This is a genomic window from Enterobacter cloacae complex sp. ECL414, from assembly GCF_021869685.1.
Taxonomy (GTDB): domain Bacteria; phylum Pseudomonadota; class Gammaproteobacteria; order Enterobacterales; family Enterobacteriaceae; genus Enterobacter; species Enterobacter kobei.
On the sequence record NZ_CP091481.1, the window covers coordinates 1,656,594 to 1,679,800 of the forward strand.

The 23,207-nt window shown below is 55.1% G+C and carries 20 protein-coding genes; 10 read left to right on the top strand and 10 right to left on the bottom strand.

Going from position 1 to position 23,207, the window contains the following annotated elements; all coding sequences use genetic code 11:
- Positions 1-34 precede the first annotated feature (34 nt).
- Complete coding sequence (gene pepN / locus L3068_RS07685) at positions 35-2,647, top strand: aminopeptidase N (protein ID WP_117581316.1); 2,613 nt, start codon at positions 35-37, stop codon at positions 2,645-2,647.
- Positions 2,648-2,749: 102 nt separating this feature from the next.
- Here the strand turns inward: pepN and ssuB are convergent, their stop codons facing one another.
- Genes ssuB through ssuE form a run of 5 tightly spaced genes read right to left on the bottom strand, consistent with a single transcriptional unit; the run spans position 2,750 to position 6,990 of the window.
- Positions 2,750-3,520 (bottom strand): aliphatic sulfonates ABC transporter ATP-binding protein, encoded by a 771-nt coding sequence (ssuB, locus tag L3068_RS07690; RefSeq protein ID WP_014883237.1) that lies wholly within the window; start codon positions 3,518-3,520, stop codon positions 2,750-2,752.
- Positions 3,517-4,308 (bottom strand): aliphatic sulfonate ABC transporter permease SsuC, encoded by a 792-nt coding sequence (gene ssuC, locus L3068_RS07695; RefSeq protein ID WP_014883238.1) that lies wholly within the window; start codon positions 4,306-4,308, stop codon positions 3,517-3,519. The genes ssuB and ssuC overlap by 4 nt, the downstream gene beginning before the upstream one ends.
- Before the next feature lie 9 nt (positions 4,309-4,317).
- Entirely contained in the window at positions 4,318-5,463 is a 1,146-nt protein-coding gene (gene ssuD / locus L3068_RS07700; RefSeq protein ID WP_032637061.1) for an FMNH2-dependent alkanesulfonate monooxygenase, read from the bottom strand.
- Positions 5,460-6,422 carry a sulfonate ABC transporter substrate-binding protein gene (locus tag L3068_RS07705; protein WP_063434374.1) on the bottom strand — a complete coding sequence of 321 codons (963 nt, stop codon included), beginning with the start codon at positions 6,420-6,422 and terminating at the stop codon, positions 5,460-5,462. Before L3068_RS07705 ends, ssuD begins: the two co-directional genes overlap by 4 nt.
- Positions 6,415-6,990: an NADPH-dependent FMN reductase gene (gene ssuE, locus L3068_RS07710; protein ID WP_014883241.1), complete on the bottom strand. Its 576-nt coding sequence runs from the start codon at positions 6,988-6,990 to the stop codon at positions 6,415-6,417. Before ssuE ends, L3068_RS07705 begins: the two co-directional genes overlap by 8 nt.
- Positions 6,991-7,239: 249 nt before the next feature.
- Here ssuE and pyrD point away from each other — a divergent pair, with 249 nt between their 5' ends.
- Positions 7,240-8,250, top strand: a complete 1,011-nt coding sequence (gene pyrD, locus L3068_RS07715) for a quinone-dependent dihydroorotate dehydrogenase (RefSeq protein ID WP_117581318.1) — start codon at positions 7,240-7,242, stop codon at positions 8,248-8,250.
- Positions 8,251-8,415: 165 nt separating this feature from the next.
- On the top strand, positions 8,416-8,958 hold the full coding sequence (gene zapC / locus L3068_RS07720; protein WP_050862060.1) for a cell division protein ZapC: 543 nt from the start codon (positions 8,416-8,418) through the stop codon (positions 8,956-8,958).
- Here zapC and L3068_RS07725 read toward each other — a convergent pair.
- Entirely contained in the window at positions 8,955-10,064 is a 1,110-nt protein-coding gene (locus tag L3068_RS07725) for a YcbX family protein (protein ID WP_032637058.1), read from the bottom strand. The genes zapC and L3068_RS07725 overlap by 4 nt on opposite strands.
- Before the next feature lie 98 nt (positions 10,065-10,162).
- On the opposite strand from L3068_RS07725, the gene rlmKL reads away from it, so the two are divergent.
- From rlmKL to rmf, 6 genes are all read left to right on the top strand, one after another.
- On the top strand, positions 10,163-12,271 hold the full coding sequence (rlmKL, locus tag L3068_RS07730) for a bifunctional 23S rRNA (guanine(2069)-N(7))-methyltransferase RlmK/23S rRNA (guanine(2445)-N(2))-methyltransferase RlmL (protein WP_117581319.1): 2,109 nt from the start codon (positions 10,163-10,165) through the stop codon (positions 12,269-12,271).
- A 12-nt stretch (positions 12,272-12,283) separates the two neighbouring features.
- On the top strand, positions 12,284-14,191 hold the full coding sequence (locus tag L3068_RS07735) for an ABC transporter ATP-binding protein (protein WP_014883246.1): 1,908 nt from the start codon (positions 12,284-12,286) through the stop codon (positions 14,189-14,191).
- A gap of 13 nt (positions 14,192-14,204) precedes the next feature.
- Positions 14,205-15,458: a membrane integrity-associated transporter subunit PqiA gene (gene pqiA, locus L3068_RS07740; protein ID WP_014883247.1), complete on the top strand. Its 1,254-nt coding sequence runs from the start codon at positions 14,205-14,207 to the stop codon at positions 15,456-15,458.
- Between the two features lie 4 nt (positions 15,459-15,462).
- A complete protein-coding gene (pqiB, locus tag L3068_RS07745; protein WP_014883248.1) occupies positions 15,463-17,103 on the top strand; it encodes an intermembrane transport protein PqiB in 1,641 nt (546 codons plus the stop codon).
- On the top strand, positions 17,100-17,666 hold the full coding sequence (gene pqiC / locus L3068_RS07750) for a membrane integrity-associated transporter subunit PqiC (protein ID WP_014883249.1): 567 nt from the start codon (positions 17,100-17,102) through the stop codon (positions 17,664-17,666). The genes pqiB and pqiC overlap by 4 nt, the downstream gene beginning before the upstream one ends.
- Before the next feature lie 256 nt (positions 17,667-17,922).
- Positions 17,923-18,090 carry a ribosome modulation factor gene (rmf, locus tag L3068_RS07755; RefSeq protein WP_013097261.1) on the top strand — a complete coding sequence of 56 codons (168 nt, stop codon included), beginning with the start codon at positions 17,923-17,925 and terminating at the stop codon, positions 18,088-18,090.
- Between the two features lie 71 nt (positions 18,091-18,161).
- On the opposite strand, the gene fabA is transcribed toward rmf, so the two are convergent.
- Positions 18,162-18,680: a bifunctional 3-hydroxydecanoyl-ACP dehydratase/trans-2-decenoyl-ACP isomerase gene (gene fabA, locus L3068_RS07760; protein ID WP_000227926.1), complete on the bottom strand. Its 519-nt coding sequence runs from the start codon at positions 18,678-18,680 to the stop codon at positions 18,162-18,164.
- A 68-nt stretch (positions 18,681-18,748) separates the two neighbouring features.
- The gene (locus L3068_RS07765) at positions 18,749-20,509 is read right to left on the bottom strand and encodes an AAA family ATPase (protein ID WP_117581321.1); all 1,761 of its coding nucleotides are present in this window, start codon (positions 20,507-20,509) and stop codon (positions 18,749-18,751) included.
- A 186-nt stretch (positions 20,510-20,695) separates the two neighbouring features.
- On the opposite strand from L3068_RS07765, the gene matP reads away from it, so the two are divergent.
- Positions 20,696-21,148: a macrodomain Ter protein MatP gene (gene matP / locus L3068_RS07770; RefSeq protein WP_023332611.1), complete on the top strand. Its 453-nt coding sequence runs from the start codon at positions 20,696-20,698 to the stop codon at positions 21,146-21,148.
- Positions 21,149-21,211: 63 nt separating this feature from the next.
- Here the strand turns inward: matP and ompA are convergent, their stop codons facing one another.
- Positions 21,212-22,267, bottom strand: a complete 1,056-nt coding sequence (gene ompA / locus L3068_RS07775; RefSeq protein WP_014883252.1) for a porin OmpA — start codon at positions 22,265-22,267, stop codon at positions 21,212-21,214.
- A 355-nt stretch (positions 22,268-22,622) separates the two neighbouring features.
- Positions 22,623-23,132, bottom strand: a complete 510-nt coding sequence (sulA, locus tag L3068_RS07780; protein WP_014883253.1) for an SOS-induced cell division inhibitor SulA — start codon at positions 23,130-23,132, stop codon at positions 22,623-22,625.
- Positions 23,133-23,207: the final 75 nt, after the last annotated feature.

Here is a 23,207-nt window from a genome sequence, read left to right on the forward strand (position 1 = left end):
AACGTTACTCGACAAACGATGCATAAGGTTTTCTATGACACAACAGCCACAAGCCAAATACCGCCACGACTACCGTGCGCCGGAATACCTGATTAGCGATATCGACCTGACGTTTGACCTGGATGCCACAAAAACCGTCGTGACGGCGGTGAGTCAGGTGACGCGCCACAGTGCGACTGCCGTGCCGCTGCGTCTCGATGGCGAAGACCTGACGCTGGTCTCCCTGCATATTAATGATGAACCCTGGTCAGACTATAAAGAAGAAGGCAACCAGCTGGTCATCGACAACCTGCCGGAACGCTTTACGCTGCGCATCGTGAATGAAATCAGCCCTTCAGCCAACACGGCGCTGGAAGGGCTTTACCAGTCAGGCGTGGCTCTGTGTACCCAGTGTGAAGCCGAAGGTTTCCGCCATATCACCTGGTATCTGGACCGCCCGGACGTCCTGGCGCGCTTCACGACGAAAATCATCGCCGATAAAACGCTTTATCCGTTCCTGCTCTCCAACGGTAACCGCGTCGGTGAGGGCGAACTGGAAAATGGTCGTCACTGGGTGCAGTGGCAGGATCCGTTCCCGAAACCGTGCTACCTCTTTGCGCTGGTGGCGGGTGATTTTGATGTGCTGCGCGATACGTTCAAAACTCGCTCCGGGCGTGAAGTGGCGCTGGAGCTGTTTGTTGACCGTGGCAACCTTGACCGCGCACCGTGGGCGATGACCTCGCTCATCAACTCCATGAAGTGGGACGAAGAACGTTTCGGCCTCGAATACGACCTTGACATCTATATGATCGTCGCCGTCGATTTCTTCAACATGGGCGCGATGGAGAATAAAGGTCTCAACATCTTTAACTCCAAATACGTACTGGCACGTACCGACACCGCTACCGATAAAGACTACCTTGATATCGAACGCGTCATCGGCCACGAGTATTTCCATAACTGGACCGGTAACCGCGTCACCTGCCGTGACTGGTTCCAACTGAGCCTGAAAGAGGGACTGACCGTCTTCCGCGATCAGGAGTTCAGCTCCGATCTGGGCTCTCGTGCGGTAAACCGTATCAACAACGTCCGCACTATGCGCGGCCTGCAGTTTGCGGAAGATGCCAGCCCAATGGCGCACCCAATCCGTCCGGATAAAGTCATTGAGATGAACAACTTCTACACCCTGACGGTGTATGAGAAGGGCGCTGAAATTATCCGTATGATCCACACCCTGCTGGGCGAAGAGAACTTCCAGAAAGGGATGCAACTCTATTTTGAGCGTCATGACGGCAGCGCGGCGACCTGTGACGATTTTGTGCAGGCGATGGAAGATGCCTCTAACGTGGATCTCTCTCACTTCCGCCGCTGGTACAGCCAGGCCGGGACGCCGATTGTCACCGTTAAAGACGACTACAACCCGGAAACCGAGCAATACACCCTGACCATCAGCCAGCGCACGCCGCCAACCGCCGAGCAGGAAGAAAAACATCCGCTGCACATCCCGTTCAGCATTGAGCTGTATGACAACGAAGGCAAAGTGATCCCGCTGCAGAAGGGCGGTCATCCGGTACACCACGTACTGAACGTAACCCAGGCAGAGCAGACCTTTATCTTCGATAACGTCTATTTCCAGCCGGTGCCTGCGCTGCTGTGCGAATTCTCCGCCCCGGTGAAGCTGGAGTACAAGTGGAGCGATCAGCAGCTGACGTTCCTGATGCGTCACGCCCGCAACGATTTCTCCCGCTGGGATGCCGCGCAGAGTCTGGTGGCGACCTACATCAAGCTGAACGTGAACCGTTACCAGCAGGGCCAGCCGCTGACGCTGCCGGTGCATGTAGCAGACGCGTTCCGTGCGATCCTGCTGGATGAATCTATTGATCCGGCGCTGGCGGCTGAAATTCTGACCCTGCCGTCGGCAACTGAAATTGCCGAGCTGTTTGACATCATTGATCCGATTGCCATCGTGGCCGTGCGTGAAGCGCTGACCCGCACGCTGGCTGCTGAACTGGCGGACGAATTCCTCGCCATCTATAACGCCAATAAGCTTGATGCTTATCGCGTTGAGCACGCGGACATTGGTAAACGTTCTCTGCGTAACACCTGCCTGCGTTATCTGGCGTTTGGTGAAACCGAGCTGGCGAACACGCTGGTGAGCATGCAGTATCATAAAGCGGACAATATGACCGACGCGCTGGCCGCGCTGGCGGCGAGCGTTGCCGCTGAACTGCCGTGCCGCGATGCGCTGATGCAGGAGTACGACGACAAGTGGCATCAGGATGGTCTGGTGATGGACAAATGGTTCATTCTGCAGGCGACCAGCCCGGCGGCCGATGCGCTCAGCAAAGTCCGCAGCCTGCTGAAGCACCGTTCGTTCACCATGAGTAACCCGAACCGCGTGCGTTCCCTGATTGGTGCGTTTGCCAGCAGCAACCCGGCCGCGTTCCACGCGGAGGACGGTAGCGGTTATCAGTTCATGGTGGAAATGCTGACTGAACTGAACAGCCGTAACCCGCAGGTGGCGTCGCGTCTGATTGAGCCGCTGATCCGTCTGAAACGCTACGATGCGAAGCGTCAGGCGAAAATGCGCGCCGCGCTTGAACAGCTGAAAGGGCTGGAAAACCTGTCCGGCGATTTGTACGAGAAGATCGCGAAAGCCTTAGCGTGATGTAAAAAAGCCCGGTGGGCAGGTAAAAGCAAAACGGCAACCCAGGTTGCCGTTTTTTGTGTTTTCTCCCTCTCCCTGTGGGAGAGGGCCGGGGTGAGGGCATCAGGCATTAGCCTTAACTCGCTGTAACTCCGTTCCCCCGCGCTTCATCACCCGATCCAGCACTTCTGCCTCCAGCTCCGCCAGTCTTGCCGAACCGACACGACGAGGACGTGGAAGATCCACCGTCAGATCCAGACCAATTTTTCCGTCTTCTATTAACAGCACCCGGTCGGCCATCGCCACGGCTTCGCTGACGTCATGCGTGACCAGCAGAACCGTGAATCCATGCGTCTGCCACAGGGATTCAATCAGATCCTGCATTTCGATCCGCGTTAAGGCGTCGAGCGCGCCGAGCGGCTCATCAAGCAACAGCAGGCCCGGACGATGAATCAACGCCCGTGCCAGCGCCACGCGCTGCTTCTGCCCACCCGACAGCGCAGCAGGCCATTCACCGGCGCGGTTTTCCAGTCCGACGGCGGCCAGCGCCTGACGGGCTTCATCCCGCCAGTGTCCTTTGAGCCCCAGCCCGACGTTATCAATCACCGTCTTCCAGGGCAGCAGTCGCGCATCCTGAAACATCATGCGGGTATCGTCCTGAATAGTGGCCAGCGGCGTTGTCCCTGCCAGAATGTCGCCGCCGTTGGGGGATTCCAGTCCGGCCAGAAGGCGCAGCAGCGTACTCTTGCCGCCGCCGCTGCGCCCGACAATGGCCACAAACTGCCCGGCGGGAATATGCAGATCCAGCGCGTTAAGAATGGTGTTTTCGCCGTAGCGTTTGGTCACGCCGTTTAGCAGTAACGGTGTCCCCTGATTCAGTCGTGCCGTATTCATGCTTTCGCCTCCTGAAGGGTATACGCCGGGTTCCAGCGTAGCCAGCTGCGTTCCAGCCACTGGGCGCTGACGTCGGCCAGTTTGCCGAGCAGGGCATAAAGGATAATGGCAACCACCACGACGTCCGTTTGCAGGAACTCGCGGGCGTTCATCGCCAGGTAGCCGATGCCAGAGTTAGCCGAAATGGTTTCCGCGACAATCAGCGTCAGCCACATCAGGCCGAGGGCAAAACGCACCCCGACCATGATGGAGGGCAGTGCGCCCGGCAGGATCACGTGTAGAAAGAGCGAAAAACCCGACAAGCCATAGCTTCGCGCCATCTCCACCAGGCCGCGATCGATATTGCGGATGCCGTGCCAGGTATTAATGTAAATCGGGAACAGCGTGCCCAGCGCCACGAGGAAGATCTTCGCGCTCTCATCAATCCCAAACCACAGAATGACCAGCGGGATCAGCGCCAGATGCGGCACGTTACGCAACATCTGAATGGAGGTATCCAGCAGCCGCTCACCCCAGCGGGAAAGACCGCTGATCAACCCCAGCACCAGCCCGATGCTGCCGCCAATAGAGAACCCAATCACCGCGCGCCAGGAACTGATCGCCAGATGCTGCCACAGCTCACCGCTGACGCTCAGCGACCAGAACGCTTCTACAACGCCTTCAGGAGAGGGCAGAATACGGCTCGACAGCCAGCCGGTGGATGATGCGAGCTGCCAGAGAGCCACAATGCCGACGGGTAAAAACCACGGCGCGGCGCGCAGCAGCCATTTTTGTGAGGTGGCAGACATGGTCACTCCTTAGCTTTGCGCGGCTTTTCGAGGGATAAATTCGTTTGCCACCGCTTCTCCCTGCAGCTGAAGCTGCTGTGGCTGCGGTATTTCCGGGATGGCCACATCCAGATGCGGGAATAACAGCTCGCCCACTTTGTAGGCCTCCTCCAGGTGCGGATAACCGGAGAGAATAAAGCTGTCGATACCGAGGTCGGCGTATTCATTAATCCGCGCTGCCACGGTCGGGCCGTCCCCGACCAGCGCCGTGCCCGCACCGCCGCGCACCAGGCCAACGCCTGCCCACAGGTTCGGGCTGATCTCCAGCTTCTCGCGCTTGCCGTTGTGCAGGGATGCCATTCGGTGCTGTCCGACAGAGTCGGTTTTGGCAAACGCGGCCTGCGCCTTTGCGATGGTCTCATCGTCCAGATGGGATATCAGACGGTCTGCCGCCCGCCAGGCCTCTTCAGTGGTTTCGCGAACAATCACGTGCAGACGAATACCGAAGCGCACCTTGCGGCCATGGGCGGCCGCTTTAGCGCGCACCTGGGCAATTTTCTCTTTCACCAGCTCAGGCGGTTCGCCCCAGGTCAGATACAGATCGACCTGCTCGGCTGCCAGATCCTGGGCTACATCCGACGACCCGCCGAAATAGAGCGGCGGGCGTGGCTGTTGTACCGGCGGAAAATAGAGTTTCGCGTCACGAACGTGGATATGCTTGCCTTCGAAGGTGACGGTTTCACCTTCAAGCAGGCGCCGCCAGACGCGGGTGAACTCGGCAGAAGCCTCATAGCGCTCGGTGTGGTCGAGGAACACGCCATCGCCTGCCAGTTCCTGCGGATCGCTGCCCGTCACCAGGTTAAACAGGGCGCGACCGTTGGAGAGTCTGTCCAGCGTTGCCGCCTGACGCGCCGCCACGGTGGGGGAGACCACGCCTGGACGTAACGCAACCAGGAACTTCAGACGCTGGGTGACCGGGATCATCGACGCGGCGACCAGCCAGGCATCTTCACATGAGCGCCCGGTTGGGATCAGCACGCCGGTGAAACCGATGCGGTCCGCCGCCTGTGCAATCTGCTGCAGGTAGCCATGGTCAACCGGGCGGGAACCCTCTTCAGTGCCAAGATAGTGGCCATCTCCGTGGGTGGGTAAAAACCAGAAAAGATTCAGACTCATGATTTAGCTCCTTCTTTGCCTGCGGGTTGCCAGATGCGTTCGCGAATATCGACCTGTTTTGGCACAAGGCGGTTTTGATAGAAGAGGTCAGCGGTTTGTTGCTGAAGCGCGGCGACGTGCGCATCCACGGGTGAAATGGTGGTCGGCGGACGGTGGCTGAGGTAGCTCGCAATCACCGGTTCAGGTAAGCCCATGGTTTTCGCCAGCAGCGCAATACTTTCCTGACGCTGGCTTTGGGTCAGCGTGTCGGCCTGCGTAAAGGTATCCAGTACGCTCTGAATAAATGCGCCATTCTTTTCCGCGTAAGGACGCGCGGCAAGGTAGAACGAGCCGGTCTGCTTCAGCGTCGTGCCATCCTTCAGCACACGCACGCCTCCTTGCAGTAATGCTGCGGAGTAGTACGGATCCCAGATAGCCCAGGCATCAACATTCTTCTGCTGGAACGCGGCACGCGCGTCGGCTGGAGTCAGGTAAACGGGCTGAATGTCCGTGAATTTCAGCCCGGCCTCCTGTAAAGCGCGCAGCAGCAGGTTGTGTGAACTGGAGCCTTTCTGAAAAGCGACCTTATGACCTTTTAGATCGGCAACGCTTTTAATCTCGCTATTTTCAGGCACCAGAATCACTTCGGCCTTCGGTTTCGGCGGTTCAACGCCGACATAAACGAGGTCCGCCCCCGCAGCCTGGGCGAATATCGGCGGAATATCGCCTGTGCTGCCAAGATCGATACTGCCTACGTTCAGGGCTTCCAGCATCTGAGGGCCCGCAGGAAACTCGATCCAGGAGAATTTGGTGTCCGGGAAGCGTTTTTCCAGAAGCTGGTGACTTTTTGCCAGCACCATACTGACGCTGCCTTTCTGATAGCCAATGCGTAAACTGTCCGGCGCTGTTTCTGCGGCCTGAGCCAGCCCGGTCAAGGCCATCAGGCCAGCCAGCCCGAGGCGGGTTAAGGTTTTAAACATGTGCGACTCCTTGAGGCTGGCCAAACGCAGGTGCCTGGATATCCCGGCGATGCAGCGCGTGCCAGAAGGTTTCCAGCGCAGCATCGAGGCGCGTTTGCAGATTCGGCGTAAAGTGCGGCTTGTGTTGATAATCAATGACCTGCGAATCGTCCGCGAAAACCCCATGAAGAATCTCTTGTGCTTTCAGGGCATTCAGGACCGGTTTCAAGGCATAATCCACCGCCAGTAGATGGGCAACCGTTCCGCCCGTTGCCAGCGGCAGCACCACTTTGCCGTCCAGCGCGCGCTCCGGCAGTAGATCGAGCAGGGTTTTCAGTGCGCCAGAAAAAGAGGCTTTATAGATCGGTGTCGCCACGATTAAACCGTCTGCCTCTTTCAGTTGCTCTGTGAGGGTTTTCAGCGCAGGGCTGTCGAAACGGGCGTACAGCAAATCTTCGGGTTCGAAGTTATGCAGATTCCAGTGGCACACTTCCACATCCAGCGCATTGAGCTTTTCACGGGCATATTCCAGCAGGGCGCTGGAACGCGAAGGGAATCGTGGACTTCCGGCCAGGGTAATGACGCGCATACTTCCTCCTTATAACCAATTGTTTGCTTTTATCTAACATTCATAACAATTTTCAGGAGTGTGACACCGCGCGGTTATTCCACTAAATGATTTATCTGCAATTAAAATGCGAAAAAGTGCATAAGAAAGAGACCGGGAGGTAAACGTTTGCGTTTTACGCTGATTTTTTTGCCGCAGGTCAATTCCTTTTCGCAGCGGGATCGCCCATAATCCCCTCCCGGTTTGCACACCGGGAATCCAGGAGAGTTCATGTACTACCCCTTCGTTCGTAAAGCCCTTTTCCAGCTCGACCCTGAGCGCGCTCATGAATTGACATTCCAGCAATTACGTCGCATTACCGGAACGCCTCTGGCGGCTCTGGTGCGCCAGAATGTGCCGGAAAAACCTGTGCAGTGCATGGGTCTGACCTTTAAAAACCCGCTGGGTCTGGCGGCCGGTCTGGACAAAAACGGCGAGTGCATTGATGCCCTGGGCGCAATGGGCTTTGGCTCCATTGAAATCGGTACCGTTACCCCGCGTCCACAGCCGGGAAATGATAAGCCGCGTTTGTTCCGCCTGGTGGAAGCCGAAGGGCTGATCAACCGCATGGGCTTTAATAATCTCGGCGTTGATCACCTGGTCGAGAACGTGAAAAAAGCCCATTTCGATGGGGTGCTGGGCATTAATATCGGTAAAAATAAAGACACGCCGGTTGAGCAAGGTAAAGATGACTATCTGATTTGTATGGAAAAAGTCTACGCCTATGCCGGTTACATCGCGGTGAATATTTCATCGCCGAATACCCCGGGCCTGCGTTCTTTACAATATGGCGAAGCGTTGGACGATCTTCTCAGCGCCATTAAAAATAAACAAAATGAACTGCAGGCGATCCACCATAAATATGTTCCGGTCGCGGTGAAGATCGCGCCGGATCTTTCGCCTGAAGAATTGATCCAGGTTGCCGACAGTTTAGTTCGCCATAATATTGATGGTGTTATTGCGACCAATACGACGCTCGATCGCTCCCTCGTTCAGGGAATGAAAAACTGTGACGAAGCGGGTGGGTTAAGTGGCCGTCCGGTACAATTAAAAAGCACCGAAATTATTCGTGCTCTGTCTGCAGAATTAAAAGGGCGTTTGCCGATTATTGGTGTCGGCGGTATCGATTCGGTCATTGCTGCGCGCGAGAAGATTGCGGCAGGGGCATCGCTGGTGCAAATCTATTCCGGCTTTATTTTTAAAGGACCGCCGCTGATTAAAGAAATCGTTACGCATATCTAATCTTTTCTCTTAATCAGACAACCAGGGCTTTATTTCCAGCCCTGGTTGTTTTATATTCCGTCACTGTTGCTTATTTAGACATTCTGGTCTTTTATTAATGTTGTTATAAACGAAGCGACAATCAGGACATTTTTAGTACAGGACGTTTGGGGACGGGAGAGAAAGATGCGAATTAAACCTGACGATAACTGGCGCTGGTATTTTTGCGACGAGCACGATCGTATGATGCTCGATTTAGCCAATGGCATGTTGTTTCGTTCTCGTTTTGCCCGCCGAATGTTAACCCCGGACGCGTTTTCACCCTCGGGCTTTTGCGTTGACGATGCTGCACTTTATTTCTCCTTTGAAGAAAAATGTCGCGATCTGGTGCTCTCTAAAGAGCAGCGTGCCGAGCTGGTATTAAATGCGCTGGTGGCGATTCGTTTCCTGAAACCGCAAATGCCGAAAAGCTGGCATTTCCTGCCGCACGACATGAACTGGACGCCAGCAACGGGTGATGCGGCCAGCGTCAATCTGAGCGATACCGCCGAAGAGGTGAGTTTGTTAGTGGTGGAGCCGGGCGAAAATGCTGCGCTTTGTCTGCTGGCGCAACCCGGCGTGACGATTGCCGGGCGCGTAATGCAGTTAGGGGATGCGATCAAAGTCATGAATGACAGGCTGAAGCCACAGCTGCGTGTCGATTCCTTCAGCCTCGAACAGGCGGTTTAAGCTTCCAGCTGTACGGATGTTTTCGGTACGCAGCTACAGCACAGAATTGTGCCGTCGTTTCCCACTGCCGATTTCTTCAGCGCAGTCACCTCTCCCTCTACCAGCTTGATACGACAGCATCCGCAGATTCCCGCACGACAAGAATACGGTACGCGAATACCGGCCTGTTCCAGTTGCTCCAGCAGCACCTGCTGATTGTTGCCACGAATAATTTTGCCCTGCCAGTGAATATCCACGGCAGAGGCGACGTTCGTCTCAACTTCAACGCTTTCTTCTTCCTGACCGGCGCCGTACACTCTCGCAGGCCCGCGGGCGAGGATTTCGACCTCATCGCCCACGCGGATCACACCGCTGGAGCGGGGGATCAGGTTCTGGCCGAAATCGACATCGCCGTTATCCTGGGCGGTGCGGAACGATTGCAGCGTTTTCAGCGGTTCGCCAGAGGGGTGCTTTTGGCCTTTTTCCGGACTCACGGTGGTAAAGATACAGCGGCTGCACGGCTTGACGACATCAAAGATGACGCTACCAATGCGGATCGTTTTCCAGGTGTCTTCTTCCCACGCATCGGCACCGGTTACCACCAGGTTCGGACGGAACTGCTCCATCTGCACGCTGGCCTTACAGCGGTTTTGTAAATCACGCAGCGACGCCTCGTTGGTCAGCAGGAACGGGAAGCCGTCGGCGAAGGAGAGCGGAACGGCATCGTGGCGCTTCACGCGGCGCGTCAGTTCAGGCCCCACCCAGCGCAGCTGCACGTCGCGGGAAAAGAAGCCGCTTAGCCAGCGGTTAATCTCTTCCGGGGCGATGCGCGCGGTAAAATGGTTACCCCAGACTTCCGTTGGCGCGTCGACGGGCGCAAAATCAGCAAAACGAATCACCGTGCTGGAACCGTCCGGCGCGGTCAAATGCAATCCGTCATGAAGCGGGGAAGGGGTAAAGCGAACCATCTGCGGGAACTGGCGCGCGGTGATGAACGTACCGTCAGGCTCGGTGACCATAAAAATACGATCGAAGGCAAATCCGCTCATGTCTGCCAGTGCGTGAGAAACGCCAATGCCGCGCATGGATTTCACCGGATGAATAAAAAGCCTGGATAACGTCGCCACTGCATACTCCCGCAAATGAAAATAAGCCTTCAACTTTATGACATACACGCCATATTAGCTATAATGCGCGACAATTTTCTAAGAGTAAAAGTGACGATATGAATTCTCTGTTTGCCAGTACGGCCCGTGGGCTGGAAGAGCTGTTAAAAACTGAACTGGAAGCCCTGGGTGCGCAAGAGTGCCAGGTAGTTCAGGGTGGTGTCCATTTTGAGGGCGACACGCGGCTTATTTACCAGAGCCTGATGTGGAGCCGTCTGGCGTCGCGCATCATGCTGCCGATGAAGGAGTGCAAGGTCTATAGCGACCTTGACCTCTATACCGGCGTACAGATGATCGACTGGACAGAGATCTTCACCCCAAATGCCACCTTTGCGGTGCATTTCAACGGCGTGAACGATGAGATCCGCAACAGTCAGTACGGTGCGCTGCGCGTGAAAGACGCCATTGTGGACTGCTTCACCCGTAAGAATAAGGAACGCCCTAATGTCGATCGCGAAAATCCGGACCTGCGTATCAACGTCTGGCTGAACGGCGACACGGCGAGCATTTCTCTCGATCTGAGCGGCGCGGGTTTGCATTTACGTGGCTATCGCGATCGCACCGGGATGGCGCCGATCAAAGAAACCCTTGCCGCAGCCATTGTGATGCGCTCCGGCTGGCAGCCGGGCACACCGCTGCTCGATCCGATGTGTGGTTCCGGTACGCTGCTGATTGAAGCCGCAATGCTGGCTACCGACCGTGCGCCAGGGCTGCACCGCGGTCACTGGGGCTTTAAAGGCTGGGCGCAGCATGATGAAGCCCTCTGGAAAGAGGTCAAAGATGACGCGCAGAGCCGTGCGCGTAAAGGCCTGGCAGAGTACACCTCGCATTTCTATGGTTCGGACAGCGACCCGCGCGTGATTGAACGTGCGCGAAGCAACGCCCGTCGAGCGGGTATCGGTGAGCTGGTCACCTTCGACGTGAAAGATGTCGCGAACCTGACCAACCCGCTGCCGAAAGGCCCGTACGGTACCGTCATCAGTAACCCGCCATACGGTGAGCGTCTGGACAGCGAACCGGCGCTGATCGCCCTGCACAGCCTGCTGGGCCGCAATATGAAAGACTATTTTGGCGGCTGGAATCTGTCTTTGTTCAGCGCGTCGCCGGAGCTGTTGAGCTGTCTGCAACTGCGCGCCGATCGCCAGTTTAAAGCAAAAAACGGTCCGCTGGACTGTGTGCAGAAAAACTACCATCTGGCAGAAAAAGCGGCGGACAGTAAGCCAACCGGCGTGGCGGAAGATTACGCCAACCGTCTGCGCAAGAACCTGAAGAAATTCGAGAAGTGGGCGAAGCAGGAAGGGATTGAATGTTACCGCCTGTACGATGCCGACCTGCCGGAGTACAACGTGGCGGTTGATCGCTACGCCGACTGGGTTGTCATTCAGGAATATGCTCCGCCAAAAACCATTGATGCACAAAAAGCGCGCCAGCGTATGCTGGACGTGATTGCGGCCACCATCGCCGTGCTGGGCATTACGCCGAACAAGCTGGTGCTGAAAACCCGCGAGCGTCAGAAGGGCAAAAACCAGTACCAGAAGATGGGCGAGAAGGGTGACTACATTGAAGTGGGCGAATATAACGCCCGCCTGTGGGTTAACCTGACCGACTATCTCGATACCGGTCTGTTCCTTGACCACCGTATCGCCCGCCGTATGCTCGGCCAGATGAGCAAGGGGAAAGATTTCCTCAACCTGTTCTCCTATACCGGTAGCGCGAGTGTGCATGCCGGCCTCGGCGGCGCGCGCAGCACCACTACCGTGGATATGTCGCGTACCTACCTGGAGTGGGCCGAGCGTAACCTGCGTCTGAATGGTTTAACCGGGCGCCAGCATCGCCTGATGCAGGCCGACGTGCTGGGCTGGCTGCGTGATACCGATGAACAGTTCGACCTGATCTTTATCGATCCGCCGACCTTCTCCAACTCTAAGCGCATGGAGGATAGCTTTGACGTTCAACGCGACCACCTGCGCCTGATGACCGACCTGAAGCGCCTGTTGCGTAAAGGCGGCACCATTATGTTCTCGAACAACAAACGCGGCTTCCGTATGGATCACGACGGTTTAGCAGCCCTGGGACTGAAAGCACAAGAAATTAGCCAAAAAACGCTGTCTCAGGACTTCGCCCGTAACCGTCAAATCCATAACTGCTGGTTGATTACCGCGGTCTGAAAGGAATAATAAATGTCTTTAATTAGTATGCACGGCGCGTGGCTCTCTTTCAGTGACTCACCGCTTCTCGATAATGCAGAGCTGCATATCGAAGATAACGAACGCGTCTGTCTGGTGGGCCGTAACGGCGCGGGTAAATCCACGCTGATGAAAATCCTCAACCGCGAGCAGGGGCTGGATGACGGCCGCATCGTGTACGAGCAGGATCTGATTGTCTCCCGCCTCCAGCAGGACCCGCCGCGCCATGTCACCGGCAGCGTGTACGACTTCGTGGCGGAGGGGATCTCTGAGCAGGCGGAATACCTGAAGCGCTATCACGAGATTTCGCATCTGGTCATGACCGACCCGAGCGACAAGAATCTCAATGAGCTCGCAAAAGTGCAGGAGATGCTCGATCACCACGGCCTGTGGCAGCTTGAAAACCGCATTAATGAAGTGCTGGCACAGCTTGGTCTGGAAGCGGATATGGAGCTGTCTGCGCTCTCCGGCGGCTGGCTGCGTAAAGCGGCCCTGGGCCGCGCGCTGGTCAGCGGGCCGAAAGTGCTGCTGCTGGACGAACCGACGAACCACCTGGATATCGAAGCCATTGACTGGCTGGAAGGGTTCCTGAAAACCTTCAGCGGCACCATCATCTTTATCTCGCACGACCGTTCGTTTATTCGCAATATGGCGACCCGTATTGTCGATCTCGACCGCGGTAAGCTGGTCACTTATCCTGGCGATTACGATACCTATCTGCTGGAGAAAGAAGAAAACCTGCGCGTGGAAGAGCTGCAGAATGCTGAGTTTGACCGCAAACTGGCGCAGGAAGAGGTCTGGATCCGCCAGGGCATCAAAGCCCGCCGTACCCGTAACGAAGGCCGTGTGCGTGCCCTGAAAGCGATGCGCCGCGAGCGCAGCGAACGCCGCGAAGTGATGGGCAGCGCCAAAATGCAGGTTGAAGAGGCATCCCGCTCCGGCAAGATTGTCTTCGAAATGGAAAACGTTAACTATCAGGTTGACGGCAAAGTGCTGGTAAAAGATTTCTCTGCTCAGGTCCAGCGCGGCGACAAAATTGCGCTGATTGGCCCCAACGGCTGCGGCAAAACCACATTACTGAAGCTGATGCTGAGTCAGTTGCAGGCTGACAGCGGCCGTATTCACTGCGGCACCAAACTTGAAGTGGCCTACTTCGACCAGCACCGCGCGGAGCTGGATCCGGACCGCACGGTAATGGATAACCTCGCTGAAGGTAAGCAGGAGGTCATGGTAAACGGTAAGCCGCGCCATGTGCTGGGTTACCTGCAGGACTTCCTGTTCCATCCGAAACGTGCGATGACGCCGGTTCGCGCCCTGTCCGGCGGGGAACGTAACCGCCTGTTGCTGGCACGTCTGTTCCTGAAGCCAAGCAACCTGCTGATCCTCGATGAACCGACGAACGATCTGGATGTCGAAACGCTGGAGTTGCTGGAAGAGCTGATCGACGGGTACCAGGGAACCGTGATGCTGGTCAGCCACGATCGTCAGTTCGTTGATAATACCGTGACCGAGTGCTGGATCTTCGAAGGGGAAGGGCGAATTGGACAGTATGTGGGCGGGTACCACGATGCAAAAGGGCAGCAGTCACAGTCTCTGGCGCAAAAACAGTCAAAGTCCAAAACAAGTGCTGAACCTGCTGTAACAAAAGCAGAAACAGTCAAGAAAAGCTCGGCTAAACTAAGCTATAACCTGCAGCGCGAACTGGAGGGGCTTCCTCAGCGTCTGGAAGAGCTGGAGGCGGCGCTTGAAGATCTTCAGGCACAGGTTGCTGATGCCTCATTCTTTACCCAGTCGCATGACTATACTCAGAAAGTATTGGCTGAACTGTCCGCGGCTGAAAAAGCCCTGGAAGAAGCATTTGAGCGCTGGGAGTACCTTGAGTCTCTGAAGAACGGCGCATAAACAGGGATAACATATGTGTGACCAGCACCATGCCGACAGGCATATATTATGCTCGCAATGCGATATGCTCGTGGCGTTGCCAGAGCTGGGTCACGGACATAAAGCCCTGTGTCCACGTTGCGGCGCAACGCTGACGACCGAGTGGGACGCGCCAAGGCAGCGTCCCACTGCTTACGCACTGGCGGCATTATTTATGCTGCTGCTCTCCAATCTCTTCCCCTTCATCTATATGAAGGTGGGGGGGATGACAAGCCAGGTGGATCTGCTTGAAATCCCGGGCGTGATGTTCTCGGAAGATTACGCCAGCCTCGGCACCTTTTTTCTGCTGTTTGTCCAGATAGTCCCGGCGTTTTGCCTGGTGGTCATTCTTCTGCTGGTCAACCGCGTCAGGATGCCGACATCACTGAAAATCCGGCTCGCGCGTGTCCTTTTCCAGCTCAAAAGCTGGGGGATGGCTGAGATCTTTCTGGCCGGGATACTGGTCAGTTTCGTGAAGCTGATGGCGTATGGCGATGTCGGGATTGGCAGTAGCTTTGTGCCCTGGTGCCTGTATTGCGTCCTGCAGCTGCGCGCCTTCCAGTGCGTGGACAGGCGCTGGGCGTGGGACGATATCGCTCCGGCACCGACGCTTGCACAGACGGTGAAGGTCGGTGTGCCGGGTATCCGCCAGGGGCTGCGTTCCTGTCCGTGCTGTACCGCCGTGCTGCCCGCCGATCTCGACGTGTGTCCGCGCTGCGAAACGAAAGGCCACGTCCGTCGCAAGAACAGCCTGCAGTGGACAATGGCGCTGCTGGTGACATCCGTCATGCTGTATCTGCCCGCCAATATTCTGCCGATTATGATCACCGACCTGCTCGGCGACAAAATGCCCTCGACGATCCTCGCGGGGGTGATCCTGCTCTGGGGCGAAGGATCCTATCCGGTCGCCGGCGTGATTTTCATCGCCAGTATTATGGTACCCACCTTAAAAATGATCGCCATTGCCTGGCTCTGTTGGGATGCAAAAGGTCACGGAAAGCGCGACAGCGAACGCATGCATCTGATTTATGAGGTGGTCGAGTTTGTTGGTCGCTGGTCAATGATCGACGTGTTTGTGATTGCCGTTCTCTCTGCGCTGGTGCGGATGGGCGGTTTGATGAGTATTTATCCCGCGATGGGGGCTTTAATGTTTGCGCTGGTCGTGATTATGACCATGTTTGCGGCCATGACCTTCGACCCTCGTTTATCGTGGGATCGTGAGCCTGAATCAAGCCATGAGGAAGAGTAAGAGCATGGAAAATAAGAGTGGAGAGGCGAAAGTGCAGAAGGTCAAAAACTGGTCACCGGTGTGGATTTTCCCCATCGTGACGGCGCTGATCGGTGCCTGGATCCTGTTTTATCATTACAGCCATCAGGGACCGGAAGTGACGCTGATTACCACCAATGCCGAGGGGATTGAGGGCGGTAAAACGACCATCAAAAGCCGCAGCGTGGATGTGGGCGTGGTGGAAAGCGCAACCCTGACCGACGATTTAACCCATGTGGAGATCAAGGCGCGCCTGAATGCCGGCATGGAAAAACTGCTGCATGGCGATTCTGTTTTCTGGGTGGTTAAACCGCAGGTGGGGCGTGAAGGGATCAGCGGCTTAGGAACGCTGCTTTCAGGTGCCTATATTGAACTCCAGCCGGGTACAAAAGGTAACCAGCCGGGGCAATATCAGCTTCTGGATTCACCGCCGCTAGCTCCGCCGGATGCAAAAGGTATCCGCGTGATTTTAGACAGTAAAAAAGCGGGTCAGCTCACGGCGGGCGATCCGGTGTTGTTCCGCGGTTATCGTGTGGGTTCGGTTGAGAAAAGCACGTTTGACCCACAGAAAAGGTCCATCAGCTATCAGCTGTTCATCAATGCACCTAACGATCGTCTGGTCACCAGCAATGTCCGTTTCTGGAAAGACAGCGGCATCGCGGTCGATCTGACCTCGGCAGGCATGCGTGTTGAAATGGGCTCCCTGACAACGCTGTTTGGCGGTGGCGTAAGTTTTGACGTGCCGGAAGGTCTGGATCTGGGGCAGCCGGTTGCGGAGAACACTGCTTTCCGCCTGTTTGACGATCAAAAAAGCATTCAGGATGCGCTCTACACCGATCACGTTGACTTCCTGATGTTCTTTAAAGACTCCGTTCGTGGCCTGCAGCCGGGGGCGCCGGTTGAGTTCCGCGGCATTCGTCTCGGTACGGTTGGGCAAGTACCGTTCTTTGTGCCTGGTCTGCAGCAGGTCCTGGATGATGATTACCGCATTCCGGTGCTGATTCGTATCGAACCAGAACGTCTGATCAACCAGATTGGCGAGAACCAGGATATTGCCACGCATATCTCTCAACTGATGGAACGTGGTCTGCGCGGGTCGTTGAAGACCGGCAACCTGGTGACCGGCGCGCTGTATGTGGATATGGATTTCTATCAGAAAGCACCGCCGATTACCGGCATTCGTGAATTCGGTGGCTATAAAATCATCCCAACCGTGAGCAGCGGACTGGCTCAGATCCAGCAGCGTCTGATGGAAACGCTGGATAAGATTAACAATCTGCCGCTGAACCCAATGATTGAAGCCGCGACAGGTTCGTTACATCAGAGCCAGGCGACGATGCAACGCCTGCAAACCACGCTGGATAACATCAATAAGCTCACTGCAAGCCAGAGCATGCAGCAGTTGCCGCAGGATATGCAGAAAACGCTGCGTGAGCTGAACCGCAGTATGCAGGGCTTCCAGCCAGGCTCGGCGGCGTACAACAAGATGGTGGCAGATATGCAGCGTCTTGATCAGGTCTTGCGCGAACTGCAGCCGGTTCTGAAAACGCTCAACGAGAAGAGCAACGCGCTGGTGTTTGAAGCGAAAGATAAAAAGGATCCTGAGCCGAAGAGGGCGAAACAATGAAAAAATGGCTAGCGATTGTAGGAGCGATGGTACTCACGGCCTGTAGCTCAGGCAGTGAAACGAAAAGCTACTATCAGCTACCGCTGATGGCGCAGGCAGGTACCCAGAGTACCGCTTCGCAAGGCAACCGTCTGCTGTGGGTTGAGCAAGTTGCCGTGCCGGACTACCTGGCCGGCAACGGGGTGGTCTACCAGACCAGCGATGTACAGTACACCATCGCCAACAATAACCTGTGGGCCAGCCCGCTGGATCAGCAGTTGCGCAATACGCTGGTGGCAAATCTGAGCAGCCAGCTTCCGGGCTGGGTTGTCGCTTCCCAGCCACTGGGTAGCGATCAGGATACGCTGAACGTCACGGTAACGGGCTTCCATGGTCGGTATGACGGTGCCGTTATCATCAGCGGAGAGTGGCTGCTGAATCATCAGGGACAGCTGATTAAACGTCCTTTCCATCTGGAACTGAAGCAGCAGAAAGATGGCTATGATGAAATGGTGAAAGTCCTGGCTCAGGGTTGGGCGCAGGAGTCAGCCAGTATCGCCAGGGAGATTTCCCGGCTGCCATAAGTAAAATTCATCATCAAAAACCGCAGTTAGCCTGTCGCTGATTGCGGTTTTTTTTTCGTTTTGGCTTCAGGTTGTTACTTGTGCCGGGTCACACTTTTTGTACAAATGATCTTCTGGCTAGCTCACAAATATGACACCCGTATGAATTTTGAACATTGACGCTGCAATGAATTCGGGGTATTCGTTATCTGTGCCTGTACATTTAGTGCAGACACTGTTTTCTTTCCACCAGACAAAAGAATGAGGGAAACGAGGCATGAAGAGACAGAAACGAGATCGCCTGGAACGGGCTCATCAACGTGGTTATCAGGCCGGCATCGCTGGACGTTCTAAAGAAATGTGTCCTTATCAGACGATAAATCAAAGGTCACAATGGCTTGGAGGCTGGCGAGAAGCCATCGGCGACAGGGCACTCATTGCCTGATAACGTCTCTTTAAAGAAAGAAACCTCCGCACTGCGGAGGTTTCGCCTTTCAGGGAGGGCTTAACGCAAAATCAGAATGCGGAAGTGTCCTGGAACAGGCCAACTTTCAGGTCGTTCGCGGTATAGATCAGACGACCATCTACCAGCACTTCGCCATCCGCCAGGCCCATAATCAGGCGACGGTTAACAATGCGCTTGAAGTGAATACGATAGGTCACTTTCTTCGCTGTAGGCAGAACCTGGCCGGTGAATTTCACTTCGCCCACGCCCAGTGCGCGGCCTTTACCTTCACCACCCAGCCAGCCCAGATAGAAGCCAACCAGCTGCCACATGGCATCCAGGCCCAGGCAGCCAGGCATTACCGGATCGCCAATGAAGTGGCAACCGAAGAACCACAGGTCCGGGTTGATATCGAGTTCTGCTTCTACGTAACCCTTATCGAAGTTGCCGCCGGTTTCGGTCATTTTCACGACACGGTCCATCATCAGCATGTTCGGGGCCGGTAACTGTGGGCCTTTCGCGCCAAACAGTTCACCGCGACCAGAGGCAAGAAGATCTTCTTTTGTATAGGATTCGCGTTTATCTACCATGTTCTCAGTAAGCCTTATTTTAGTGAAGGACGCAGGATAGCTAACACGTGTACGCTGAACAAGTCCGATCAGTTTGAATTAAACCAGCCCAGCCAGCGTAACGGCCATGGATAACGGTGGCGAGCATCTTGCTGTGTCGCCTGAGCAATTCGCTCCTGGATGGTCTGCATCAGGGTCGTCTGCCCCTCGCTATCCCATACCAGGTTTGTCAGTAAGGGTAGTGCATCCTCAATCCCTTCGATGGCCCAGATGGCAAATTGTTCCTGCTCAACCGCGTCCAGAATAGCCTGGCTAAGGCTTAAATGGCGTACATTGGGTGCTGGAATAATCACACCCTGTTTGCCGTTTAAACCACGCTGCTGACAGATAGAGAAGAAGCCTTCAATTTTTTCGTTCAGACCGCCAACAGGCTGAGCACGACCGAACTGATCGACCGAACCGGTGATCGCGAGGTTCTGGTTGATCGGCACGTCTGCCAGGGCGCTGATCAAGGCGCAGAGCTCCGCCATAGAGGCGCTATCGCCATCCACTTCGCTATAGGATTGTTCAAACGTCAGCGAGGCGGAGAAGGGGATTTGCTGCTCAAGCTGCAGCTCAGACATCAAAAACGCCTGCATGATCATCATGCCTTTGGCGTGAATGTTGCCACCCAGCTCGGCTTTGCGTTCAATATCGGTGAACTCGCCATCGCCAACATGCACAACACAACTGATGCGTGAGGGTTCCCCGAACGCGCGCGGGTGGCCAGGGAATTCAATCACGGACAGGGCGTTAATCTGGCCGACGCGTTCACCTTCGGTCTCGACCAGAATTTGTTCCAGCAGAATTTCATCCTGCATACGGTCAGCAAGATAGCCTTCGCGCCACTCACGCTGCGCCAGCATCTGCGTGAGCTGTTCGCCAGTAAACGCACCTTTACCGCTGATCACACCCACTTCACGCAGCTGCTTGCCTATCCAGAGTGGACTGAGCGGCAGGGTTTCCTGGTCACCGGTATAACGAACCGCTTCGCGGATCAAACCCGGCCACGCGTCAGCGGCAGGCATTGGCAATGCAAAGCGTTCCGCAACGGCCAGCACCCACTGACACCACTGTGCCATGTCATCAGCATCGGCTACCTGGATGTTGTCTTCGTATTCGCTGTAAACCGCCAGCTCAGCCAGTTCCGGCTCCATTTCCTGGAAGTCAGCCAGCGATTCACGATCGCCCGTCAGCACGACGGTCAGCGACAGCGGCATTGACGGCACGGAGACCGGCAGAGGGCGAGACTCATCGTAACCGACCCAGTCAAAGCGTTGCTGGGTCACAATCGTTTTCAGGCGCATCCACAGCAGCGGCTGCGAGAGCAGGGTGCGCAGAGAGATGATCAGCACGCCGCCGTTTGCGCGATGTACCAGACCTGGTTGCAGTGAAAGCTCACCATTGAACTGACGCAGACAGCCAAAGAGTTGTTCAGCCTCGACCCAGTTAGCGGTAATGACTTCACCTGTCGCTGCAAAACGGTCATCGGCCTGGTCCGCCGGTTCGAAGGCGATCTTATCTCCCGCGATACGATACTGGCCGCCAAAGACCGCGTTCGCTTCCGGGCGCAACTGGCGCATAGCGTCCCCGAGAAGCGTCAGATATTCCGCCTCTTCGGGGGCTTTCAGCAGCATGAAGGGCGATGTCGCCCATGGGCTTAACGCCTGCTCCAGCGCATAATGCAAACGGGGTTGCGTATCGCTAAGGATGAATGGATGTTCTGTTGCGAGTTCGGGCTGTGAAAACAGGTCCTGATAGCTCTCGGTATCCGGAACAAGGTCACGCCATGCAAGTTTCGTAATCGTCAAAGTTGATGTTTTTTAGTCAGATGTAAAAGCGTGGAGTATACCGTAAGCGGGGGGATCTACCCAAGCAGGATTGGGTATTTCGACAGCGGGAATGGCTGCATTGACTCACAGGATATGATTTCTTTTCAGCAGATTGCCAAAAAACTGATATTCTGAACAGAGTTACGTGGTAACACTGAGATCGCAATGAAATATCAACAACTGGAAAATCTCGAAAGCGGCTGGAAATGGAAGTACCTGGTCAAAAAGCACCGTGAAGGGGAGCTGATTACCTGCTACATCGAAGCCAGCGCTGCACAAGAAGCCGTGGATATTTTGCTGACCCTCGAGAATGAACCGGTACAGGTTAACGGCTGGATTGAGAAACACATCAATCCCGCGTTGTTAAACCGGATGAAGCAAACGATCCGCGCGCGACGCAAACGGCATTTTAATGCTGAGCATCAGCACACGCGTAAAAAATCAATCGATCTGGAGTTCGTGGTCTGGCAGCGTCTGGCTGGGCTGGCGCAACGGCGTGGTAAAACGCTGTCGGAAACCATCGTGCAGTTGATTGAGGATGCCGAACATAAAGAGAAGTATGCTAACCAAATGTCGTCGCTAAAAAACGACCTTCAGGCGTTGCTGGGCAAAAAGTAGATTTGTGTTTTTCTTCAGACAATAAAAAACCCCGCATTGCGGGGTTTTTTATCAGACGATAACTTATGCCGCTGGCTGAGTTACAACGTCTTTAACGCCTTTAACTTCGATCTCTACGCGACGATCTGGAGCCAGGCAGTCGATCAGTGCAGCGCGAGCTTTCACGTTGTCACAGGTGTTGCCAGTAACTGGGTTAGATTCGCCCATACCACGTGGGGAGATCTTGTTAGCTGGGATACCTTTAGAGATCAGGTAATCAACAACAGACTGAGCACGTTTCTCAGACAGTTTCTGGTTGTAAGCGTCAGAACCGATACGGTCGGTGAAGCCCAGAACCACTACGGAACCGTCTTTAGGATCCAGGTTGCTCAGCTGGGTGTACAGCTGATCCAGTGCCTGCTGGCCTTCTGGTTTCAGAGTCGCTTTGTTGAAGTTGAACAGAACGTCAGACTTCAGAGTGAAGTGCTTGGTCTGTACTTCTGGAGCTGGAGCCGGCGCTGGAGCAACAACTGGTGCTGCATCTTCCTGCTGGCCGAAACGGTAGGAAACACCTACGCTCAGCATGCCGTTGTCTGGACGAACGCCAACGGTAGCACCGTCGCCGATGTTGTTAACCCACTGGTATTCCAGACGGGTAGCGATGTCACGGGTCATAGCCCACTCAACGCCACCAGCGAATACTGGGGAAACACCGGTGTCATGGTCGTCGCCAGCGATGCTGTTGCTGGAGTCAGCGCGCCATACCATACCACCCAGACGGGTGTACACGTCCAGATCGTCAGTTACTGGGTAACCCAGTTTAGCGGTCAGCTGTACGCCTTGAGCTTTAAAAGCGCCATTAACGTTGTCGCCTTTGTATGGCATACGACCTAACCAGTCGTAACCCATTTCAAAACCAACATACGGGTTAACCTGATAGCCACCGAACGCACCTGCACCAAGCTGGCTCTCGTGAGTAGGGCCATCATTGTTCAGGCTGCTGTTGTACCAGCCGGTGTCGTGGAACTGAGACCAGCCCAGTTTACCACCTGCATACCAGGTATTATCTTTCGGAGCGGCCTGCGCTACGGTAGCGAAGCCAGCCAGTGCCACTGCAATCGCGATAGCTGTCTTTTTCATTTTTTGCGCCTCGTTATCATCCAAAATTCGCCATGAATGTCTCAAGTAGAGAATCACGGTTAAATCCTTCACCGGGGGGCGTGGTCAAATATAAATCTACCGATATCTTCGGCTTAGGCCGAGCACCCCTGGCGATGTAAAGTCTACAACGTAGCTGAAAACTTACAAGTGTGAAGTCTGTCAGGCATATGAAAAAAAAAGTTCCGTATACCTATTATTTAACATTTTTAGAACGAATTTTGTGCAGTAAAATTAAGGAGAACCGCTCCAGACGCGCCTTGCCGCAATTTTGACGCCGGGAACTAAATCCGTATCTTGCGGTCAAAAAAAATTCCAGGAAAAATCTTAATTTCGCTCAATGATACAAATTTGAGTGAATTTTTAGCCCAGAAAGTTGTCCTCTGCGATAAGAATCTGGACGAACCGGGCGCATGATGAACCCGATCGCATTCCCTTCTTCAGCCGCTTCAGTCAGACGAAAATGTTCCTCTTCCGTCAGTTCTTCGGGTAACCAGCCGATCACCACGCTGTAATTTCCGGTGCGCAACGCGCGAACCATAGACTCAACGGTATCGCAGGGAGAGAGTTGGTTAATCTGCATCACCTTAGCCAGCGGCAGGCCTGCGGACTGAACCCATTCACGGCTCAATTTTTGCTGTGGCGTCAGCCAGAGCTGCCAGCGCGATTGCTGACCAAGCTGCTGTAATAAAGGCAGTAGCAGGAGTTGGGTCAACAGAGGCTGGTCTTCACGATAAACCACTTCACTAATAAGCCCCGTCGAAACACCCCCAACGGTGTTGTGCGCGACAGTGCCCGCGGTAGAGGAGAGAGAAGTTGAGCGATTTGCATAGCCTGAAGTGTACATATTCATTCCAGCCCTGTAGTTACTGTATGGATATACAGTAACCCCTGTATGCATAAAGATCAACCTCATTTTCGG

Coding starts and splice junctions, on each gene's coding strand:
- rlmKL (WP_117581319.1), top strand. CDS start 10,163: ATGAATTCTCTGTTTGCCAGTACGGCCCGTGGGCTGGAAGAGCTGTTA.
- pepN (WP_117581316.1), top strand. CDS start 35: ATGACACAACAGCCACAAGCCAAATACCGCCACGACTACCGTGCGCCG.
- ompA (WP_014883252.1), bottom strand. CDS start 22,267: ATGAAAAAGACAGCTATCGCGATTGCAGTGGCACTGGCTGGCTTCGCT.
- ssuD (WP_032637061.1), bottom strand. CDS start 5,463: ATGAGTCTGAATCTTTTCTGGTTTTTACCCACCCACGGAGATGGCCAC.
- pqiB (WP_014883248.1), top strand. CDS start 15,463: ATGGAAAATAAGAGTGGAGAGGCGAAAGTGCAGAAGGTCAAAAACTGG.
- matP (WP_023332611.1), top strand. CDS start 20,696: ATGAAATATCAACAACTGGAAAATCTCGAAAGCGGCTGGAAATGGAAG.
- L3068_RS07735 (WP_014883246.1), top strand. CDS start 12,284: ATGTCTTTAATTAGTATGCACGGCGCGTGGCTCTCTTTCAGTGACTCA.
- L3068_RS07705 (WP_063434374.1), bottom strand. CDS start 6,422: ATGTTTAAAACCTTAACCCGCCTCGGGCTGGCTGGCCTGATGGCCTTG.
- pyrD (WP_117581318.1), top strand. CDS start 7,240: ATGTACTACCCCTTCGTTCGTAAAGCCCTTTTCCAGCTCGACCCTGAG.
- ssuB (WP_014883237.1), bottom strand. CDS start 3,520: ATGAATACGGCACGACTGAATCAGGGGACACCGTTACTGCTAAACGGC.
- pqiC (WP_014883249.1), top strand. CDS start 17,100: ATGAAAAAATGGCTAGCGATTGTAGGAGCGATGGTACTCACGGCCTGT.
- pqiA (WP_014883247.1), top strand. CDS start 14,205: ATGTGTGACCAGCACCATGCCGACAGGCATATATTATGCTCGCAATGC.
- ssuE (WP_014883241.1), bottom strand. CDS start 6,990: ATGCGCGTCATTACCCTGGCCGGAAGTCCACGATTCCCTTCGCGTTCC.
- rmf (WP_013097261.1), top strand. CDS start 17,923: ATGAAGAGACAGAAACGAGATCGCCTGGAACGGGCTCATCAACGTGGT.
- fabA (WP_000227926.1), bottom strand. CDS start 18,680: ATGGTAGATAAACGCGAATCCTATACAAAAGAAGATCTTCTTGCCTCT.
- sulA (WP_014883253.1), bottom strand. CDS start 23,132: ATGTACACTTCAGGCTATGCAAATCGCTCAACTTCTCTCTCCTCTACC.
- ssuC (WP_014883238.1), bottom strand. CDS start 4,308: ATGTCTGCCACCTCACAAAAATGGCTGCTGCGCGCCGCGCCGTGGTTT.
- zapC (WP_050862060.1), top strand. CDS start 8,416: ATGCGAATTAAACCTGACGATAACTGGCGCTGGTATTTTTGCGACGAG.